Consider the following 16,364-nt stretch of genomic DNA (forward strand, 5'->3'; position numbering starts at 1 on the left):
ATGAAGCCGGCCGACATTCTCATCGCCGTCCTGGTGGCGATCGTCTGGGGACTTGCCTTCGTGGCGAGCCGGATCGCGCTCGACGAGTTTTCGCCGGAGTTGATGACGGCGCTGCGCTTTTCCATCGCCGCCGTGCCTTGCCTGTTCATCCGCAAGCCCAAGATCGCCTGGTCGCTGCTAGCAGCGATCAGCTTCACGCTGTTCCTTGGGCAATTCCTCAGCCAGGCCTATGGCATCGCCCACGGCGTGCCGGTGGGGCTGACCTCCGTCATCGTGCAGAGCCAGGCGCTGTTCACCATCGGTTTTGCAGTGATCGCGTTCGGCGAACGGCCGACGCCGATCCAGGCGGTCGGCATCGCCATTGCCGCGGCAGGCCTTTTGATGATCTGCGGCACCGTCGGCTATGATTTCAGCGTCGCCGCCTTTGCCGTCCTGATGATCTCGCCGATCAGCTTTGCGATCGGCAATGTCCTGCTGCGTGGCGCGCGTGGCGTGCCGATGTTCGATCTGTTCGCCTGGCTGTGCCTCGTTTCGGCCGTGCCGCTTTTCGCGTTGGCGCTGGTCGCGAACGGTCCTGCACCGACCTGGCACGCGCTGACGCATATGTCGCTGACCGGGCTTCTCTGCATGCTGATGCTCGGCGGCATTTCGACCAGCATCGCCTATTGGCTGTGGGGCCGGCTGCTACGGGACTACCCGGCGGCGCAGGTGGTGCCGTTCGCGCTGCTGGTGCCGTTCGTGGGCTCGGCTGCCTCCAGCATCGTGTTCGGCGAGAAGTTCGGTCCGCTCAGGCTCGCCGGCATGCTGACCGTGATCGCCGGCATCGCGGTGATGCTGCTGGCGAAGCGCCCGCAAGCTCTGCCGACGACCGCGTGAGGCCAGCATGTCCCAGTCGCTCTTCTACGCCTTCGTCGTCTTTGCCGTCGTGATGTTCTTCACGCCGGGCCCGAACAACATCATGCTGCTGTCGTCGGGGCTGACCTACGGCTTCCGCCGCACCATCCCGCACATCGCCGGTATCACCATCGGCTTTGCCTTCATGGTGGCGGCCGTCGGCCTCGGGCTCGGCACCGTCTTCCTGGCTTACCCGATCCTCCAGACCATCCTGAAATATGCGGGGGCTGCCTATCTGGTCTATCTGGCCGCCGCGATCGCTCTGTCCGGCCCGGCCAAGGCCGGCGAGGACAAGGCGAGGGGCCCGATGACCTTCTGGGGCGCGGCCATGTTCCAATGGATCAATGCCAAGGGCTGGGTGATCGTGATCGGCACCATCACGGCCTATGCGGCCATTGCCCAATTCCCCCTCAACATCGCGATCCAGACCGTGATCAGCCTGCTCATCGGCGCTGTCTCGACTGTGGTCTGGGCCCTGTTCGGGACCGCGCTCCGGCCGGTCCTGACCTCGGAGCGGCTGGTCCGCGGCTTCAATATCCTGATGGCCGTCCTGCTGTTGGCCTCCCTCTACCCCGTTTTCATGGATGCATGATGTCGCGGATTTCCATGCAGAAACGGGTTTCCTTCGGGGCGGAAAATGCTCTAGACAGCCCCCGAAATCCGCAATTTTCACCGTCCGACACCTGACCAACGGCCGATTCTGGCCCCTGAACGAGGAAACGACTATGCGTGTTTATTACGATCGCGACGCCGACCTGAACCTGATCAAGGGCAAGAAGGTCGCCATCGTCGGCTATGGCAGCCAGGGCCACGCCCATGCGCTCAACCTGAAGGATTCCGGCGTCAAGGAAGTTGCCATCGCGCTGCGCAAGGGCTCGGCCTCGGCCAAGAAGGCGGAAGCCGCCGGCTTCAAGGTGCTGGAAGTCGCCGAAGCCGCCAAATGGGCCGACCTCGTCATGATGCTGACCCCGGACGAGCTCCAGGGCGACATCTATCGTGAGCACCTGCACGACAACATGAAGAAGGGCGCGGCGCTCGTGTTCGCCCACGGCCTCAACGTCCACTTCAACCTGCTCGATCCGCGCGCCGACCTCGACGTGCTGATGATTGCCCCCAAGGGCCCCGGCCACACCGTGCGCTCGGAATATCAGCGCGGCGGCGGCGTGCCCTGCCTGATCGCGATCGCCAAGGACGTCTCGGGCAACGCCCATGACCTCGGCCTGTCCTATGCCTCGGCGATCGGCGGCGGCCGCGCCGGCATCATCGAGACCACCTTCAAGGAAGAGTGCGAGACCGACCTGTTCGGCGAGCAGGTGGTGCTCTGCGGCGGCCTGGTCGAACTGATCAAGGGCGGCTACGAGACCCTGGTCGAGGCCGGCTACGCCCCCGAGATGGCCTATTTCGAGTGCCTCCACGAGGTGAAGCTGATCGTAGACCTGATCTATGAAGGCGGCATCGCCAACATGAACTACTCGATCTCCAACACCGCCGAGTACGGCGAGTATGTCACTGGCCCGCGCATCATCACCGACGAGACCAAGAAAGAGATGCGCAAGGTTCTCGCCGACATCCAGGGCGGCAAGTTCGCCCGCGACTGGATGCTCGAGAACAAGGTCAACCAGACCTCGTTCAAGGCGACCCGCGCCAAGCTTGCCCAGCACCCGATCGAGGAAGTCGGCGCCAAGCTGCGTGACATGATGCCCTGGATCAAGAAGGGCGCGCTGGTCGACAAGTCGAAGAACTGAGTGGCGCAGTGCGCGACGCGCAAGCGTCGCGTGCGTGTGCAGTGCCACACACCAAATCTTAAGCCTTCACGGCTATATTTTGGGCGAGATCGCGCGTGGCGGTCTCGCCCATTTTCTTCAAGCCCAAACTTTGGGGCTTCATTCAGATTCTTCGTGAGATGCGGGCGCACTTCAAGACGAAGAACTGACGCTTAAAGCACATTCTTCATCTCGCGCAGTTTCTGAGACTTTCCTCCGCTCTCCCAATCGCCAAAAGCCGAGCGACGTCAGAGTCAAAGATTCGGCTCTTCAACTGCGATCTCACCACCCGCGCAAGACGCGACTCCTCTCTCACATCCAGCTTCATCCTAAGAACTGATGGCTGGAGTAGAGTCTTGCGGCCCGCGTGCTCGCGATGAGCGGCACCCGCGAAGATGCTCCTAGCCGCTCAATAAGCAGGCAGCATTGCGCTCGTTCCCGTTCCCCCTACATGATCCGGGGAAGTAGAGGGGGACATAACATGCGATCCGTCGTCGTCACCGGCGCGTCAACCGGCATCGGTTGGGCTACCGCAAAGGTTTTGCTCGGGCGTGGCTATCGCGTCTTCGGCAGCGTCCGCAAGCAGGCGGATGCGGACCGGCTCAAGGCCGAGTTCGGCGCCAATTTTGTCCCGCTGATGTTCGACGTCACCGACGATGTCGCGGTGCTCGCGGCCGCCCGGCAGGTGCGCGAGGCCCTGAATGGCGAGACGCTGGCCGGCCTCGTCAATGCTCGAGCTTTCGGCGGACGCCTTCCGCCGCCAGATGGACATCAACGTCATCGGTCCTGTCATCGCGATCCAGGCTTTTGGCCCGTTGCTCGGTTCTGATCCCTCACTGAAGGGGCCGAAGGGCCGGATCGTCATTGTCATGATCAGCTCGGTCGCAGGCAAGAACGGCAATCCCTTTTCGGCGCCTTATTCCGCCTCAAAGCATGCGGTCGAGGGGCTATCCGAGAGCCTGCGCCGCGAATTGATGCTGTTCGGCATCGACGTGATCATCGTCGCGCCCGGTGCGGTGAAGACCCCGATCTGGAGCAAGGCCGAGCAGATGGATCTCTCCGTCTACAAGAACTCGCCCTATTTCCCGGCGCTCAACAAGATCATGGCCTTCATGATGAAGCTGGGCGAGACCGGCCTGCCGGCCGAGCGGATTGGCGAGGTCGTCGTCGAGGCGCTCACTGCGGCCAAGCCGAGGGTGTGCTACCAGGTCACCCCGGACCCGGTGCGGCACATGATGCAGGCGACGCTGCCCAAGCGCGCGGTCGATCGCATCGTCGCCAAGCGCCTGGGCCTGCTGCCGCCGGGTTAGCTCGCGGCAACCGGCCGTCCACGCGGGGCCATCGCGATCATCCGCAGCGCGAACACGGCGACCAGTGGGATCAGGAACAGCGCGTAGAGCGGCATGTCGGGCACGCGCTTGCCGAACGACACGGTGAACTGGAACAGCAGATAGTAGCCGCCGGTGAGGTGCAGCATCCGCCAGGCGCGCGGGCCGAGCATCTCTGCAGTGCGGTCGAACGAGGTGGCGGCCATCGCGATGATGATGGCGTAGCCGATGCCGCCAAAGATGTAGGAGGCCGCCGAGGTCGCCGCCGCAAAGCCGGCCGGATCCATGTTGGCGAACACAACGATCGCGATGGCGTGGATGGCGTGGGAGGCGGCAAAGGCGAGGCCCAGATAACGGCGGTTGCGGCGCTGCCAGCGCGACCAGGCGGTCGGCCAGAGCCGCGCCAACGCGGCGGCGCTGAAGGCGAGGCAGAACAGCACCAGCGAGCTGCGTGCCGTGAAGCGGATCACCATACGCACGCCCTCGACCTCGAACTGCCGCATCGACGCAATCCAGAGGCTCAGGGCGATGAGGCTCAGCGTGAGGACGGCGAGCAGCCGCCAGCCTTCGAACCAGCTTTGACGCTTTGACATGACGATCGTCTCCTCAATTATGTAATCATCGATTACATTTCGGGTGGCCGCGATCGTCAACGATGTAATCTGTGCTTACATTCACGTTCACTTGATGCTAGGAGGGCCGATGCCCGCTCGTGAGACCCCCAAGCGCCCCGCCACCCGCCGTACCACGGAGGCTACTAGGCCCTACCACCATGGTGACCTTCGCCGGGCCCTGATCGACGCCGCGCTGCAACTGGCGGCCGAGGGGAGCGAAGTCTCCGTCCGCGAGGCTGCACGCCGCGCCGCGGTGTCGCCGGGGGCACCATTCCGGCATTTCCCGACCCGCGATGCGCTGATGGCTGCGGCGGCAGAGGAGGCGCAGCGTCGCTTCCGCGCCGAGATCGAGGCGGCGCTGGCCGAGGTCCGGACCGCCGACCCGCTCGAGCGCTTCCGCGCCTTTGGGCTGGCTTACCTGCGCTGGGCGATGCGCAACCCCGCCCATTTCGAGATCATCTCGACGGGGCGCTACTTTGCCCATGACGGTTCGGCCGCGCTCACCCGCGACAACGCCGAGGTGATCGCCATGACCGAAGCCATATTGGCCGAGGCGGCCGAGCAAGGCCTGTTGCGGTCACCCGACCTCAAGGCGGTCCTGATCGCCGGTCGTTCGCTGGTCTACGGCTTCGCCCGCATGAACCTCGACGGCCATTTCCCGCGCTGGGGCGTCGCCGAGGCCGAGGTTGAGCGAATGGCGGAGGCGGTGATCGACCTCTTCATCGCCGGGATCGCCAAGCGTTAGGCGTCGTTCGCGCGCCGCTAAGATTAAGCGAAGGTCGGACGCCGATCGCATTGCACGGGCGCAACCGTTCCATTACATTTTTATGACACGGTGCAGGTTCCGGCTGCGCCGGACTGCCCTGGCCCGTCGGCCTCACGGGTTTGCATCACCGCGCCGGCCTCGTTGCGTGTTGTCGATGGCGTCCGCGCCCAATCCAGGTCCCTCTGCCGCCACCGCTGCGCTGGCAAGCGTCGCCGCGATCGGGATCTGGCGCCTGCTCGCCGTTGCGGCGCCGCAGCTCGCCGCGCTGGCGCTGATGGTTGAGACCGAGAACGATTTCGGCTCGCGCCTCGGCTTCATTTTGTCCTGGGGCATCCTCAATTTCTTCTGGCTCGCGCTGCTGCGTCGTCCTGCGCTGTCGGGAGCGCTGTCGCTGACCATGGTCGTGGTGCTGGTGCTGCTCTCGCGGCTCAAACACGACGTCGTGCAGATGACGGTGAACTTCATCGACCTGATGATGATCGACCGCGACACCGTCGCCTTCCTGTTCACGATCTTCCCGAACCTGCGCTGGTCGGTGATCGTGGCTGCCTTGGTCATCCTGCCGCTGATGTATGCGTTGTGGTGGCTCGACCCGTTCCGCATCCGCCGCCTGCCGGCGCTCGCCTGCAAGCTCGCCTGCCTCGCGGCGCTGGTCGGCTATTCCATCAGCCATCCGGACGAGGCCTGGCGCGGCTATTACGACGATGGCTATCTGTCGAAATTCTTTCGCTCCGGCGTGACCGCGGTCTCCGACTTCATGCGCTACGGCTTCATGGAGTCGGCCGCGGCGAACGGCGAGCGGCTGAACATGCCGCTGGTCGATTCCTGCCACGCTGCCGGACGACGGCCGAACATCATCATGGTCCATGATGAATCGAGTTTTGACATCCGAGCCGCCAACGGCATCAAGGTGCCGCCAGGCTATGGCGACCATTTCAAATCCTATGACGGCAAGCAGCGCACGTTCCTGGCCGAAAGCAATGGCGGGCCGAGCTGGTTCACCGAGTACAACGTGCTTGCTGGTCTCTCGTCGCGCTCCTTCGGCCGCTTTGCCTATTTCGTGACCCGCATCGCCTCGGGCCGCGTCGAGCGCGGATTGCCGCTGGCGCTGCGGCGCTGCGGCTACGACACCATGTCGCTCTATCCCGCCTATGGCGCCTTCATGAGCGCGCGGAGTTTTCAGGTCACCGCCGGCATCGAGCGCTTCTATGACGCCAAGGATCTCCGTGCCAAGGACGTCGAGCCGGACTCCTTCTTCTACGACAAGGCGCTCCAGCTTATGGGTGAGCGGCCGCCGAACAAGCCGCTGTTCACCTTCATCTATCTCGGCGCCAATCACTTTCCCTGGGAGACGCGCTTCCGTCCCGAGCTGACGCCCAACTGGCGCGCGCCGGGCAACGTGGCATCGATCGACGAATATCTGCGCCGGCAGGCGATGAGTGCCGAGCAGTACAAGGCGTTCATCGCAGGCCTCAAGAAGAAATTCCCGGGTGAGCCGTTCCTGATCGTGCGCTATGGCGATCACCAGCCGGAATTCGCGCCGCAAATCCTCGAGCCGGGCCTCGATGAGGGCAGCCTCGGCAAGAAGCTCGACGACTACGATCCGCGTCTCTACGCGACCTACTACGCAATCGACGCCATCAACTTCGAGCCGGTCAAGAGCGAGGCGGTGATGGACACGATCGATGCTGCGTATCTGCCGCTGGTGATCCAGGAAGCCGCCGGCGTTCCGCTCGATCCATCCTTCGCCGCGCAGAAGGACATCATGCTGCGTTGCAAGGGCATGTTCTACGGCTGCAAGGATGGCGCGGAAGCGCGCCGCCTCAACCGTCTTCTGATCGATGCCGGATTGATCCACGGGCTGTAGTGCGCGGCCGCAAGCTCGTTACTTTCTTTCCAACTTTCTCCCACAGCCATCTCGCGACCGCGTCCGGCGACGAGTTTGCGTCGTTGCCGCTCGCGCGCAGATTGGCCTCGCGCATGGTGGCGATGTCGATCTTCCCGAGCAGCGGCTTGAGCGCTGCCTGGAGTCGTTCGTCGTCGGCGCGTTTTGGGGCCAGCAGCAGGATCGCGTCATAGGGCGGGATCGCGTGCTTGGGGTCGTCGAGTGTCACGAGGTCGTATTTTGCGATCAGCCCGTCGCTGGTATAGCCGGCGATGACGTCGACCTCGCCTGAGGCGACCGCCGCATACATGAAATCCGGCTGCATCTGACGCTGCGCGCGGAATGCGAGCCCATAGGCCCCGCGCAGCGCGGCCCATTCGGGGCGCGAGAAGAACTCGTAGTCGCCAGCAATCGACATGGTCGGCGTGTGCGCGACGAGATCAGCAATTGAACGGATGCCGAGCGCCTCGGCACGCTTCCTCGGCATTACCAGCGCATAGGCGTTCTCAAAGCCGAGCTCGCCGAGCAGGGTGATATTCTCCTTGGCGAGCGCGGCTTTCAGCTCGGTCAGCAATTCCGCGCGCGGCTTGATGTCGGTGCGGTGCAACTGGTTGGCCCAGAGCGTGCCGGAATAGTCGATGTAGAGATCGATGTCGCCGGCCTTCAGCGCCTCGAAAATCACGCTCGAGCCGAGGCCGGACCTAGTCGTTGCAGAGAGCCCGGTCTCCTGCATCCGGTCCCGGATCAGGGACGACAGCACGTACTGTTCGGCAAATGTCTTTGCCCCCACGACATAGCTCGCCGACGAACGTGCCAACGACGGCACCAGCGTCGCGGCGACCAGCGCCGCGATGCCGAGGCCACCGATCGCGGTGCGCGCGCGGCTGCGCTGACGCAAGCCGGTCTCGATCAGCCCGAGCAGTTGATCGACCAGCAGCGCCAGCACGGCGGAGGCAAGGCAGCCGAACAGCACGAACACCCAGTTCTGGGTCTGCAGTCCCGCAAAAATGTAATTGCCGAGGCTGGTCTGTCCGATCGGCGTCGACAGCGTCGCAGTGCCGATCACCCACACCGCGGCGGTGCGGATGCCCGCCATCATCACGGGCAGTGCCAGCGGCAGCTCGACCATTGTGAGCGACTGCCGCGCGGTCATGCCGACGCCTTGGGCAGCCTCGATCAGTGCAGGGTCGATGCCGTTCAATCCGGTGATGCCGTTGCGCAGCACTGGCAGCATGGAATAGAGCGCCAGCGCCAGCATCGCCGGAAGAAAGCCGAAGGCCGAGAATGAGACGCCGAACCAGGACAGCGTCACGGACGCCGCCAGCAGCAGGAGCGGATAGAACAGGGCGAGCAGTGCCAGTCCCGGCACCGTCTGCACGATGCTGGCGAGCGCCAGCAGCACGCTGCGCGCCACGGGACGGTTGCGGCAGACGATCGCGAGCGGCAGGCTGATGATGAGCCCGAGCGCGAGCGCGGCAAGGCTGACCCGCACATGGTTGCCGAGATAGTCGGGCAGGTGGGACAGCGCCTCGCCCCAGCGCGGATCAGACAACAGGCTCATGCCGCACCATCCTGCGGCAGGCGCGCGTTTAGCCGCGCGACCTGCCGCCGCGGCGTGCGTAGCAGTTCGAGCACGTAGGCGTCGCTGCTTTCGGCGAGCTCCGCCGGCGTGCCTTGCGCGAGCAGCTTGCCGGCGCGCATCACGGCGATGCGGTCGGCGAGCAAAATCGCCTCCGTCATGTCGTGGGTGATCATGACCGTGGTGAGCCCGAGCTTGCGGTGCAACTCGCGATAATCGTCCCCGAGCGCGTCGCGGGTGAGCGGATCGAGCGCGCCAAACGGCTCGTCCATCAGCACGATGCGCGGGCGTGCCGCGAGCGCCCGCGCCACACCGACGCGCTGGCGCTGTCCGCCGGAGAGCGCCGCGGGCAGGCGGTCGCGATGCTCGCCGCGGTCGAGCCGGACGAGATCGAGCAGTTCGTCGACGCGCGCGGCGGTCTCGTCCCCCGGCGTTCCCAACAGTTTTGGCGTGATGCCGATATTGTCGGCGACGCTGAGATGCGGGAACAGCCCACCGCTCTGGAAGACGTAGCCGATACGGCGCCGCAGCGCGACCGGATCGACCTGGCCGACGTCGTCACCTTCGACGGTGATCGTGCCGCGGTCCGCTTCGATCAGCCGGTTGGTGAGCCTGAGCAGCGTGGTCTTGCCCGAGCCGGAGCCGCCGACAACAGCCAAAAACTCGCCCTCGGCGATGTCGAGCGTAACGTCGTCCACCGCCACGACGCGGCCGAACGTCTTGGCGACATGCGTATAGCTGATCATGGGCGCGGATGGCATTCGTGGAGCCCGTTTCGGTTACCCTCCCCCTCCAGGGGAGGGTCAGCACACGGCGTGACTCGCATGCGTAGCACGCCTGCCCGCTCGATTGAACTTGTCGCCGCAAGACGCTAAGGCATCCCAGGTGCGGGGAGGACAGGCATGACAACGCCCACGGCTGTGGCGCTGGAGGATACGACGGTTGCGTTCCGGCTGGGCGACGACCGCATCTATACGGCGGTCGAGAAGGCTCGGCTGACGGTCGCGCCGGGCGAATTCGTCGCCATCGTCGGCCCGACCGGCTGCGGCAAGTCCACGCTGCTCAATGTCGCCGCCGGCCTGCTGAGGCCGGCCTCCGGGACGGTCACGGTATTCGACCGGCCGCTCGCCGATCTCAACAGGGATGCCGGCTACCTGTTCCAGGCCGACGCGCTGTTCCCGTGGAAGACTGCGATCGATAACGTCGCGATCGGGCTCGAGATCAAGGGTGCGCCGCGTGCCGCAGCCTTGCAGCGCGCGCAAGCATGGTTGACCTCGGTCGGCCTCGGCGCTTTTGCCGGCCGCTATCCGCACATGCTTTCGGGCGGCCAGCGCAAGCGCGTGGCGCTGGCGCAGGTGCTGATCCGCGATCCCAAGATTTTGCTGATGGACGAGCCGTTCGGCCCGCTCGATGCGCAGACCCGGCAGGTGATGGGCAATCTGCTGCTCGACCTCTGGAACGCCGATCGCAAGGCCGTGCTGTTCGTGACCCATGATCTCGAGGAGGCGATCGCGCTCGCCGATCGCGTCGTGATCATGTCGGCCGGGCCGTCCTCGCGCATCATCGGCGATTGGCGCGTGACGCTGCCGCGGCCCCGCGACATCTTTGAGGTGCGGCTGGACAAAGAGTTCCATGCACTCCATCGCGAGATCTGGAGCGTGCTCAAGGACGAGGTGATGAAGGGTTACGCCCAGTCCACCCAAGCGGTGGAGGCGGTCTGATGTCGCGCCTCACGCTGCTCGCACTGCAAGTGCTGGTCGCTCTGGTTGCGATCGTGCTGTGGCAGGTGCTCTCGACCGTGCCGGTGTTCGGCAAGATCCTGCTGCCGCCGTTCTTCTTCTCCAATCCGGTCGACGTGTTCAGCCAGATCGTCAAATGGTTCTCGACCGGCGTGATCTGGAAGCATCTCGGGATCACGCTCGTAGAATCCGTGCTCGCCTTCGTGATCGGATCGGTCGGTGGCGCGCTGGTCGGTTTCTGGTTCGCGCGGCAGCCGCGCGTCGCGGCCGTATTCGACCCCTACGTAAAAATGATCAACGCGCTCCCGCGCGTCGTGCTTGCACCGATCTTCGCGTTGTGGCTTGGCCTCGGAATCTGGTCGAAGGTCGCGCTCGGCGTGACGCTGGTGTTCTTCATTGTGTTCTTCAACGTCTACCAGGGCGTCAAGGAAGTCAGCCGCACCGTGCTCGACAATGGCCGGATGCTCGGCATGAGCGAGGCGCAGTTGACGCGCCACGTCTACTTTCCGTCGGCGCTGTCCTGGATGTTCTCCTCGCTGCACACCTCCGTCGGCTTTGCCGTGGTCGGTGCCGTCGTCGGCGAGTATCTCGGGTCCGCTGCCGGCCTCGGCTATCTGATCCAGCAGGCCGAGGGTATCTTCGACGTCGCAGGCGTGTTCGCCGGCATGTTCGTGCTGTCGGCCTTCGTCATCCTGATCGATTTTGGCGTGACGCTGGTCGAGCGCCGGCTGCTGGTGTGGCGGCCGGCCGCGACTGATGGGCGAGGGTAGCGACCAAACATCGAAAACAACCCCATGCACAGTAGCCCGGGGCGGTCAATCCCGGGCTTCGTATTTTACGAAATCTACTTGACGCGTCGGGCAAAACGAGTGTATGTTGGTATCATCGCGATTGTCGCGGCTCAATCCAACAGCTTTGTATCGTCAGGCGCCTGCGGCGGCGTCTTGATGGCGATCGCCTTGATCGCGCGGCCGTTCGGCTTGCTCCCGCCATGCGGCGTGCTCTTCCGAGTTATTGCGTCGAAAGACGGATGAACAGGGTCTTGCGCCGAGCTTCTCAAGCCCGGTCGGCTCCTCTATGGTGCCGCCAGCCGAACGGAGGAAAACCAATGAAGAACACGATTGCCAGGCTCGCGGGCGCGCTGCTCGCGCTCACCCTCTCAAGCGGTCTTGCCGCAGCGCAAAGCAAGGTCACCATCGCCGTCGGCGGCGGCGCCTGCCTGTGCTACCTGCCCACGGTGCTGGCGAAGCAACTGGGCGAATATGAGAAGGCCGGCGTCAATGTCGAGCTCGTGGACCTCAAGGGCGGCTCGGATGCGCTCAAGGCCGTGCTCGGCGGCAGCGCCGACGTGGTTTCCGGCTATTTCGACCATTGCGTCAACCTTGCCGCAAAGAAGCAGGAACTCCAGGCCTTCGTGGTCTATGACCGCTATCCCGGCCTCGTGCTTGTGGTGTCGCCCTCGCACACGGGTGAGATCAAGTCGATCAAGGATCTCGCCGGCAAGAAGGTCGGCGTAAGCGCGCCCGGTTCGTCGACCGACTTCTTCCTGAAGTTTCTCCTGAAGAAGAACGGCCTCGATCCTGCCGGTACGGCCGTGATCGGCGTCGGTCTCGGCGCCACGGCCGTGGCCGCGATGGAGCAGGGGCAGATCGACGCCGCCGTGATGCTCGATCCCTCCGTCACCGTGCTGCAGGGCAACCACAAGGATCTGCGTATCCTCAGCGACACCCGCACGCAGAAGGATACGCTCGAGACCTTTGGCGGCGAATATCCAGGTGGCGCGCTCTACTCGACCGCAGCCTGGGTCAACGGCCACGAGAAAGAGACGCAGGCGCTTACCAACGCGATCCTGAACACGCTGACCTGGATCCACTCCCACACGCCGGAAGAGATCATGGCGAAGATGCCGGACGAGCTGGTCGGCAAGAACAAGGATCTCTATCTCGCCGCGCTGAAGAACACGATCCCGATGTTCTCCACGACCGGCAAGATGGATCCGAAGGGTGCGGACGCCGTGCTCGCGGTGTTCAGCGTTGGCTCGCCCGAGGTCGCCAACGCCAAGATCGACGTCAGCAAGACCTTCACCAACAAGTTCGTCGACCAGGCCAAGAAGACTACGGGAATGAATGCCAAATAATGCGTCAAGCAAATGGCATGAAGGCGTGATACCCAAGGCGGCATGACATCCCCGACGATTCATCGTGTCACGACGCTTGACCTCGCCGTGAAGCAAATGGCGTGGCCGTTCGCCGAGGAACGGCGCGTCGACATCGCGGCTCATTTTGCGGAAAAGCAGCGCGAGCGACCGCAGATGTGGAACGGCCGCATCCTGCTCGGGCGCGATCCCGTGTTTACTGACGATCATTTCGCTGCGACCTATTTCGAGACCGATTTCGCGAGCTTCCTCGCCTGGCGTGACTGGGGCTTTCCGGACAAGGCCGTGTTCAACGGCTTTGGCATGGGCGCGTTGCGGACCTCGGATGGGGCCTTCGTGATGGGCGTGATGGGCCAGCACACCGCCAATGCCGGCCGGATCTATTTCCCGTCAGGCACGCCCGACCTCGACGACGTCAGGGATGGTCGCCTCGACATTCCCGGCAGCGTTGTGCGGGAGATCGAGGAGGAGACCGGCCTTGTCGCGGCCGACTACCACGCGGAAGCGCACTGGCACTGTGTGGTGACGGCGGCCGCGATCGCCCTGATCCGGATCATCGATGTAGACGTGCCTGCTGACGCCATCCGTGCGCGGATCGAAGCCAATCTGTCGGCCCAGGCCGAGCCCGAGCTGTCGGGTGTCCATCTGGTGCGAGGGACTTGCGATCTCACGCCGACCATGCCGCGCTTTGTCACGGCTTTCGTAGAGCAGCAGTTCGCCTCGATCTAAAGCCGCGCCTGGTCGCGACTCTATTCGGCTTGACATCGGTTCGCACACCCCATGTGATGGGCAAAAAAGAAGAGCAAAAAGAATGCATTGCACAATGGGAGGATCTGATGCGCTTGCGCAAGACTGCCCGCTTGCTGTGTCGGTTGATGGTCGCGGTCGCCGCGACGGGGCTGGCGGCGTCCGCTGAGGCTCAGGAAAAGAAGCTCAAGATCGGCGTCATCTATGACCTGACCGGGCCGCTCGCCGGCGGCGGATCGGAGCTGCAATATATCGGCGCCAAGATCATGCTCGACCAGTATGGCAAGACCGGAGTCGAGGGCTACAAGATCGAGGCCATCTATGCCGATGCCCAAAGCAAGCCGGACGTCGCCATCAACGAGGCGGTTCGCCTGATCGAGCAGGAAAAGGTCGACATGCTGCTCGGCTTTTTCTCCTCTGCGCAATGCGTGCCGGTGGCAGCCCGAGTGGAGCAGGCGAAGAAGTTCATGTGGATCACCACCTGCATTTCCTCAGCCGTGCTCGCGGACAAGAATTACAAGTACATATTCCGTCCGCAGGCAAGCGGCGATCAGTTCGGCATGATGACGATGGACTTCATCGCGCAGAATTCCAAGGAGAAGTTCGGCAAGGAGCCGAAGGATCTGCGGGTCGCAATCATCCACGAAGACGGTGCCTATGGCGTCGACGTCTCCAAGGGCAACGAGGCCGGCGCGAAGAAGGCCGGCTTCAATGTTGTCCTGAAGGAAGGCTATTCCGCGACCGCGCCGGACCTCTCCGCGCTGGTGACCAAGCTGAAGCGCGCCAAGCCCGACGTGGTCTTTCACACCGGATACAATCCCGACATCACGCTGTTGCTGCGCCAGGCGCGCGAGCAGGGGTTGAAGTTCGGCGCCCTCGTCGGCCATGGCGCCGGCTATGGCGTCTACGAGAAGCTGAAGGAAGGGCTTGGCAGCGACGTCAACTATGTCTTCAACACCGACCCGATCTCGATCTGGCTCGCCAACCAGAAGTCCATGGATGCAAAGCTGCCGCCGGTCATCAAGATGGTCGGCGACGAGTTTGACAAGGTGAAGCCGGGGGTGGCCATCCGCTCGGCTCATGTCGGAATGGCGGCCTCGAACACCTACGTCTTCATGACGGAGGTGCTGCCGCGCGCGATCAAGAAGTATGGCGGCGCCGATCCAGATGCCCTTCGCAAGGCGGCGCTCGAGGTCGATCTGCCGGAGGGCGGAACGATGCTCGGCTTCGGCGTCAAGTTCTATGGCGAGGGCACGCCGATGTCCGGCCAGAACGAGCGCTCCTTCCCCGTGGTCATCCAGTACGTCGACGACAAGTCCTATGTGGTGTGGCCGAAGAGCCAGGCGCAGCGCGAGGCCGTGCTGCCGCTGCCGAAGGGCACCACCTACTCGAACCAGTAGCGCGGAGCGATAGCGGTGCTGGAGGTCAGCGGGCTGGTGAAGCGTTTTGGCGGCTTCACGGCCGTCAACAGCGTCTCGTTCAAAGTCGATCAGGGCGAGATCCTCGGCCTGATCGGCCCGAACGGTTCGGGCAAGAGCACGATCTTCAACATGCTCTCCGGCACGCTCGCTCCGACGGCGGGATCGATCATGTTCGCCGGCTCGGAGATCGGGGGGCTTGCGCCCCACCGCATCATCAATGGCGGCATCGGACGCACCTTCCAGATCCCGCGGCCGTTCCGCCGCCTGACTATTTTCGAGAACGTTGCGCTGGCGGGCTTCTACGGCCAGGGTCGGCACAGCCGCGCCAAGGCCGAAGAGTCGGCCGAGCGCGCGCTCGCGATGGTCGGTCTGCCGACCGATCGCCACGCCAGCGTCGACGGCCTCGGCGCGGCCGGACTGAAGAAGCTCGAGCTGGCCAAGGCACTCGCGACCGGGCCAAAGCTTCTGCTCGCCGACGAGAGCCTCGGCGGGCTCGACGAGGCCGAGATGGACCAGGCCGCCGACATGCTGCGGCGGATCCGTGACGATCTCGGCATCACCATCATCTGGGTCGAGCACATCATGGGCGTGCTGATGCGCGTGGTCGATCGCGTGATGGTGCTCGATCACGGCGAGAAGATCTCGGAAGGTCTGCCGAGCGCGGTCGCCAGCGATCCGCGGGTGATCGAGGTCTATCTCGGCACCGATGCCGAGACCACGCAAGCCGCGGCCGCCGAAGCGCGCCGCCGCGCCGGAGGCTAGCGCCATGCTGGAGCTTCGATCCGTCGACGCCGGCTATGGCAGCTTTCAGGCGCTGTTCGACGTCAATCTCGACGTGAAGGCGGGCGAGGCCGTCGGCGTCATCGGCCCGAACGGCGCCGGCAAGACCACGCTGATGCGGGTGATCTCCGGCCTGATCCGCCCGACGCGCGGGTCGATCAAGATGGAGGGCGTGAACGTCGTGACGACGCCCGCGCACCGCATCGTCGGCATGGGGATCGCCCATGTGCCGGAAAATCGCCGGCTGTTTCCGCGGCTGTCGGTCGACGACAATCTCAAGATGGGTGCCTTCATGCCGGAGGCGCGCGCCAAATATGCCGAACGGCTTGAGATCGTGTTCGACCTGTTTCCGCGCCTGAAGGAGCGCCGCCACCAGATGGCCGGCACCATGTCCGGCGGCGAGCAGCAGATGTGCGCGATCGGCCGCGCGATGATGTCGGACCCGAAATTGCTGCTGCTCGACGAGCCGTCGGCCGGGCTTGCTCCGGTCGTGGTGCAGCAGGTGTTCGAGCTCGTGAAGCGGATCCGGTCGAGCGGTCTGACCGTGCTGATCGTCGAGCAGAATGTGCAGCAGGTTCTGCGCGTGGTGGACCGCGCCTATCTCATCGAGGCGGGCAGCATCCGGGCCTCCGGCACTTCGAGCGAGATGCTGGCGAGCGACACGGTCAAGGAAGCGTATCTCGGGGTGTGAGG

At 64.3% G+C, this 16,364-nt stretch carries 15 protein-coding genes and 1 pseudogene; 13 read left to right on the top strand and 3 right to left on the bottom strand.

Features of this window, described 5'->3' with window-relative positions:
• The 4 genes and pseudogenes from JQ632_RS24195 (at position 1) to JQ632_RS24210 (ending at position 3,967) form a co-directional block, all read left to right on the top strand.
• The gene (locus tag JQ632_RS24195; RefSeq protein WP_212405093.1) at positions 1-876 is read left to right on the top strand and encodes an EamA family transporter; all 876 of its coding nucleotides are present in this window, start codon (positions 1-3) and stop codon (positions 874-876) included.
• Positions 877-883: 7 nt separating this feature from the next.
• Positions 884-1,486, top strand: coding sequence for a LysE family translocator (locus JQ632_RS24200; RefSeq protein WP_212405094.1), 603 nt, complete (start codon positions 884-886; stop codon positions 1,484-1,486).
• A 133-nt stretch (positions 1,487-1,619) separates the two neighbouring features.
• The gene (gene ilvC, locus JQ632_RS24205) at positions 1,620-2,639 is read left to right on the top strand and encodes a ketol-acid reductoisomerase (RefSeq protein WP_126255348.1); all 1,020 of its coding nucleotides are present in this window, start codon (positions 1,620-1,622) and stop codon (positions 2,637-2,639) included.
• Between the two features lie 499 nt (positions 2,640-3,138).
• Positions 3,139-3,967: pseudogene (locus tag JQ632_RS24210) on the top strand (SDR family NAD(P)-dependent oxidoreductase).
• On the opposite strand, the gene JQ632_RS24215 reads toward JQ632_RS24210, so the two are convergent.
• Positions 3,964-4,578 (bottom strand): ferric reductase-like transmembrane domain-containing protein, encoded by a 615-nt coding sequence (locus JQ632_RS24215; RefSeq protein ID WP_212405095.1) that lies wholly within the window; start codon positions 4,576-4,578, stop codon positions 3,964-3,966. The pseudogene JQ632_RS24210 and the gene JQ632_RS24215 sit on opposite strands and share 4 nt — an antisense overlap.
• 109 nt (positions 4,579-4,687) lie before the next feature.
• Here JQ632_RS24215 and JQ632_RS24220 point away from each other — a divergent pair, with 109 nt between their 5' ends.
• Both JQ632_RS24220 and JQ632_RS24225 read left to right on the top strand, forming a co-directional pair.
• Positions 4,688-5,344 carry a TetR/AcrR family transcriptional regulator gene (locus tag JQ632_RS24220; protein ID WP_249152492.1) on the top strand — a complete coding sequence of 219 codons (657 nt, stop codon included), beginning with the start codon at positions 4,688-4,690 and terminating at the stop codon, positions 5,342-5,344.
• A 175-nt stretch (positions 5,345-5,519) separates the two neighbouring features.
• Positions 5,520-7,232 carry a sulfatase-like hydrolase/transferase gene (locus JQ632_RS24225; RefSeq protein WP_212405096.1) on the top strand — a complete coding sequence of 571 codons (1,713 nt, stop codon included), beginning with the start codon at positions 5,520-5,522 and terminating at the stop codon, positions 7,230-7,232.
• Here JQ632_RS24225 and JQ632_RS24230 read toward each other — a convergent pair.
• On the bottom strand, positions 7,189-8,811 hold the full coding sequence (locus JQ632_RS24230; protein ID WP_212405097.1) for a glycine betaine ABC transporter substrate-binding protein: 1,623 nt from the start codon (positions 8,809-8,811) through the stop codon (positions 7,189-7,191). The two genes, JQ632_RS24225 and JQ632_RS24230, sit on opposite strands and share 44 nt — an antisense overlap.
• Positions 8,808-9,590 carry an ABC transporter ATP-binding protein gene (locus JQ632_RS24235; protein ID WP_212405098.1) on the bottom strand — a complete coding sequence of 261 codons (783 nt, stop codon included), beginning with the start codon at positions 9,588-9,590 and terminating at the stop codon, positions 8,808-8,810. Before JQ632_RS24235 ends, JQ632_RS24230 begins: the two co-directional genes overlap by 4 nt.
• A gap of 141 nt (positions 9,591-9,731) precedes the next feature.
• Here JQ632_RS24235 and JQ632_RS24240 point away from each other — a divergent pair, with 141 nt between their 5' ends.
• The 7 genes from JQ632_RS24240 to JQ632_RS24270 all read left to right on the top strand — a co-directional run bounded on the left by JQ632_RS24240 (position 9,732) and on the right by JQ632_RS24270 (position 16,362).
• On the top strand, positions 9,732-10,550 hold the full coding sequence (locus tag JQ632_RS24240) for an ABC transporter ATP-binding protein (RefSeq protein ID WP_212405099.1): 819 nt from the start codon (positions 9,732-9,734) through the stop codon (positions 10,548-10,550).
• Positions 10,550-11,338, top strand: coding sequence for an ABC transporter permease (locus JQ632_RS24245; RefSeq protein ID WP_212405100.1), 789 nt, complete (start codon positions 10,550-10,552; stop codon positions 11,336-11,338). Before JQ632_RS24240 ends, JQ632_RS24245 begins: the two co-directional genes overlap by 1 nt.
• A 338-nt stretch (positions 11,339-11,676) precedes the next feature.
• Positions 11,677-12,705 carry an ABC transporter substrate-binding protein gene (locus tag JQ632_RS24250; RefSeq protein WP_212405101.1) on the top strand — a complete coding sequence of 343 codons (1,029 nt, stop codon included), beginning with the start codon at positions 11,677-11,679 and terminating at the stop codon, positions 12,703-12,705.
• Positions 12,706-12,747: 42 nt separating this feature from the next.
• The gene (locus JQ632_RS24255) at positions 12,748-13,452 is read left to right on the top strand and encodes an NUDIX hydrolase (RefSeq protein WP_212405102.1); all 705 of its coding nucleotides are present in this window, start codon (positions 12,748-12,750) and stop codon (positions 13,450-13,452) included.
• A 107-nt stretch (positions 13,453-13,559) separates the two neighbouring features.
• Positions 13,560-14,870, top strand: coding sequence for an ABC transporter substrate-binding protein (locus tag JQ632_RS24260; protein WP_212405103.1), 1,311 nt, complete (start codon positions 13,560-13,562; stop codon positions 14,868-14,870).
• A 15-nt stretch (positions 14,871-14,885) separates the two neighbouring features.
• Positions 14,886-15,653, top strand: coding sequence for an ABC transporter ATP-binding protein (locus tag JQ632_RS24265; protein WP_212405104.1), 768 nt, complete (start codon positions 14,886-14,888; stop codon positions 15,651-15,653).
• 4 nt (positions 15,654-15,657) lie between these two features.
• A complete protein-coding gene (locus tag JQ632_RS24270) occupies positions 15,658-16,362 on the top strand; it encodes an ABC transporter ATP-binding protein (RefSeq protein WP_212405105.1) in 705 nt (234 codons plus the stop codon).
• Positions 16,363-16,364 lie beyond the last annotated feature (2 nt).

It is taken from the genome of Bradyrhizobium liaoningense (assembly GCF_018130955.1).
Classification (GTDB): Bacteria; Pseudomonadota; Alphaproteobacteria; order Rhizobiales; family Xanthobacteraceae; genus Bradyrhizobium; species Bradyrhizobium liaoningense_C.

What these genes read in the sequence shown, in the direction of transcription:
- JQ632_RS24230 (WP_212405097.1), bottom strand. Translation starts at nt 8,811, where the DNA reads ATGAGCCTGTTGTCTGATCCGCGCTGGGGCGAGGCGCTGTCCCACCTG.
- ilvC (WP_126255348.1), top strand. Translation starts at nt 1,620, where the DNA reads ATGCGTGTTTATTACGATCGCGACGCCGACCTGAACCTGATCAAGGGC.
- JQ632_RS24225 (WP_212405096.1), top strand. Translation starts at nt 5,520, where the DNA reads ATGGCGTCCGCGCCCAATCCAGGTCCCTCTGCCGCCACCGCTGCGCTG.
- JQ632_RS24270 (WP_212405105.1), top strand. Translation starts at nt 15,658, where the DNA reads ATGCTGGAGCTTCGATCCGTCGACGCCGGCTATGGCAGCTTTCAGGCG.
- JQ632_RS24200 (WP_212405094.1), top strand. Translation starts at nt 884, where the DNA reads ATGTCCCAGTCGCTCTTCTACGCCTTCGTCGTCTTTGCCGTCGTGATG.
- JQ632_RS24255 (WP_212405102.1), top strand. Translation starts at nt 12,748, where the DNA reads ATGACATCCCCGACGATTCATCGTGTCACGACGCTTGACCTCGCCGTG.
- JQ632_RS24195 (WP_212405093.1), top strand. Translation starts at nt 1, where the DNA reads ATGAAGCCGGCCGACATTCTCATCGCCGTCCTGGTGGCGATCGTCTGG.
- JQ632_RS24260 (WP_212405103.1), top strand. Translation starts at nt 13,560, where the DNA reads ATGCGCTTGCGCAAGACTGCCCGCTTGCTGTGTCGGTTGATGGTCGCG.
- JQ632_RS24240 (WP_212405099.1), top strand. Translation starts at nt 9,732, where the DNA reads ATGACAACGCCCACGGCTGTGGCGCTGGAGGATACGACGGTTGCGTTC.
- JQ632_RS24235 (WP_212405098.1), bottom strand. Translation starts at nt 9,590, where the DNA reads ATGCCATCCGCGCCCATGATCAGCTATACGCATGTCGCCAAGACGTTC.
- JQ632_RS24245 (WP_212405100.1), top strand. Translation starts at nt 10,550, where the DNA reads ATGTCGCGCCTCACGCTGCTCGCACTGCAAGTGCTGGTCGCTCTGGTT.
- JQ632_RS24215 (WP_212405095.1), bottom strand. Translation starts at nt 4,578, where the DNA reads ATGTCAAAGCGTCAAAGCTGGTTCGAAGGCTGGCGGCTGCTCGCCGTC.
- JQ632_RS24250 (WP_212405101.1), top strand. Translation starts at nt 11,677, where the DNA reads ATGAAGAACACGATTGCCAGGCTCGCGGGCGCGCTGCTCGCGCTCACC.
- JQ632_RS24220 (WP_249152492.1), top strand. Translation starts at nt 4,688, where the DNA reads ATGCCCGCTCGTGAGACCCCCAAGCGCCCCGCCACCCGCCGTACCACG.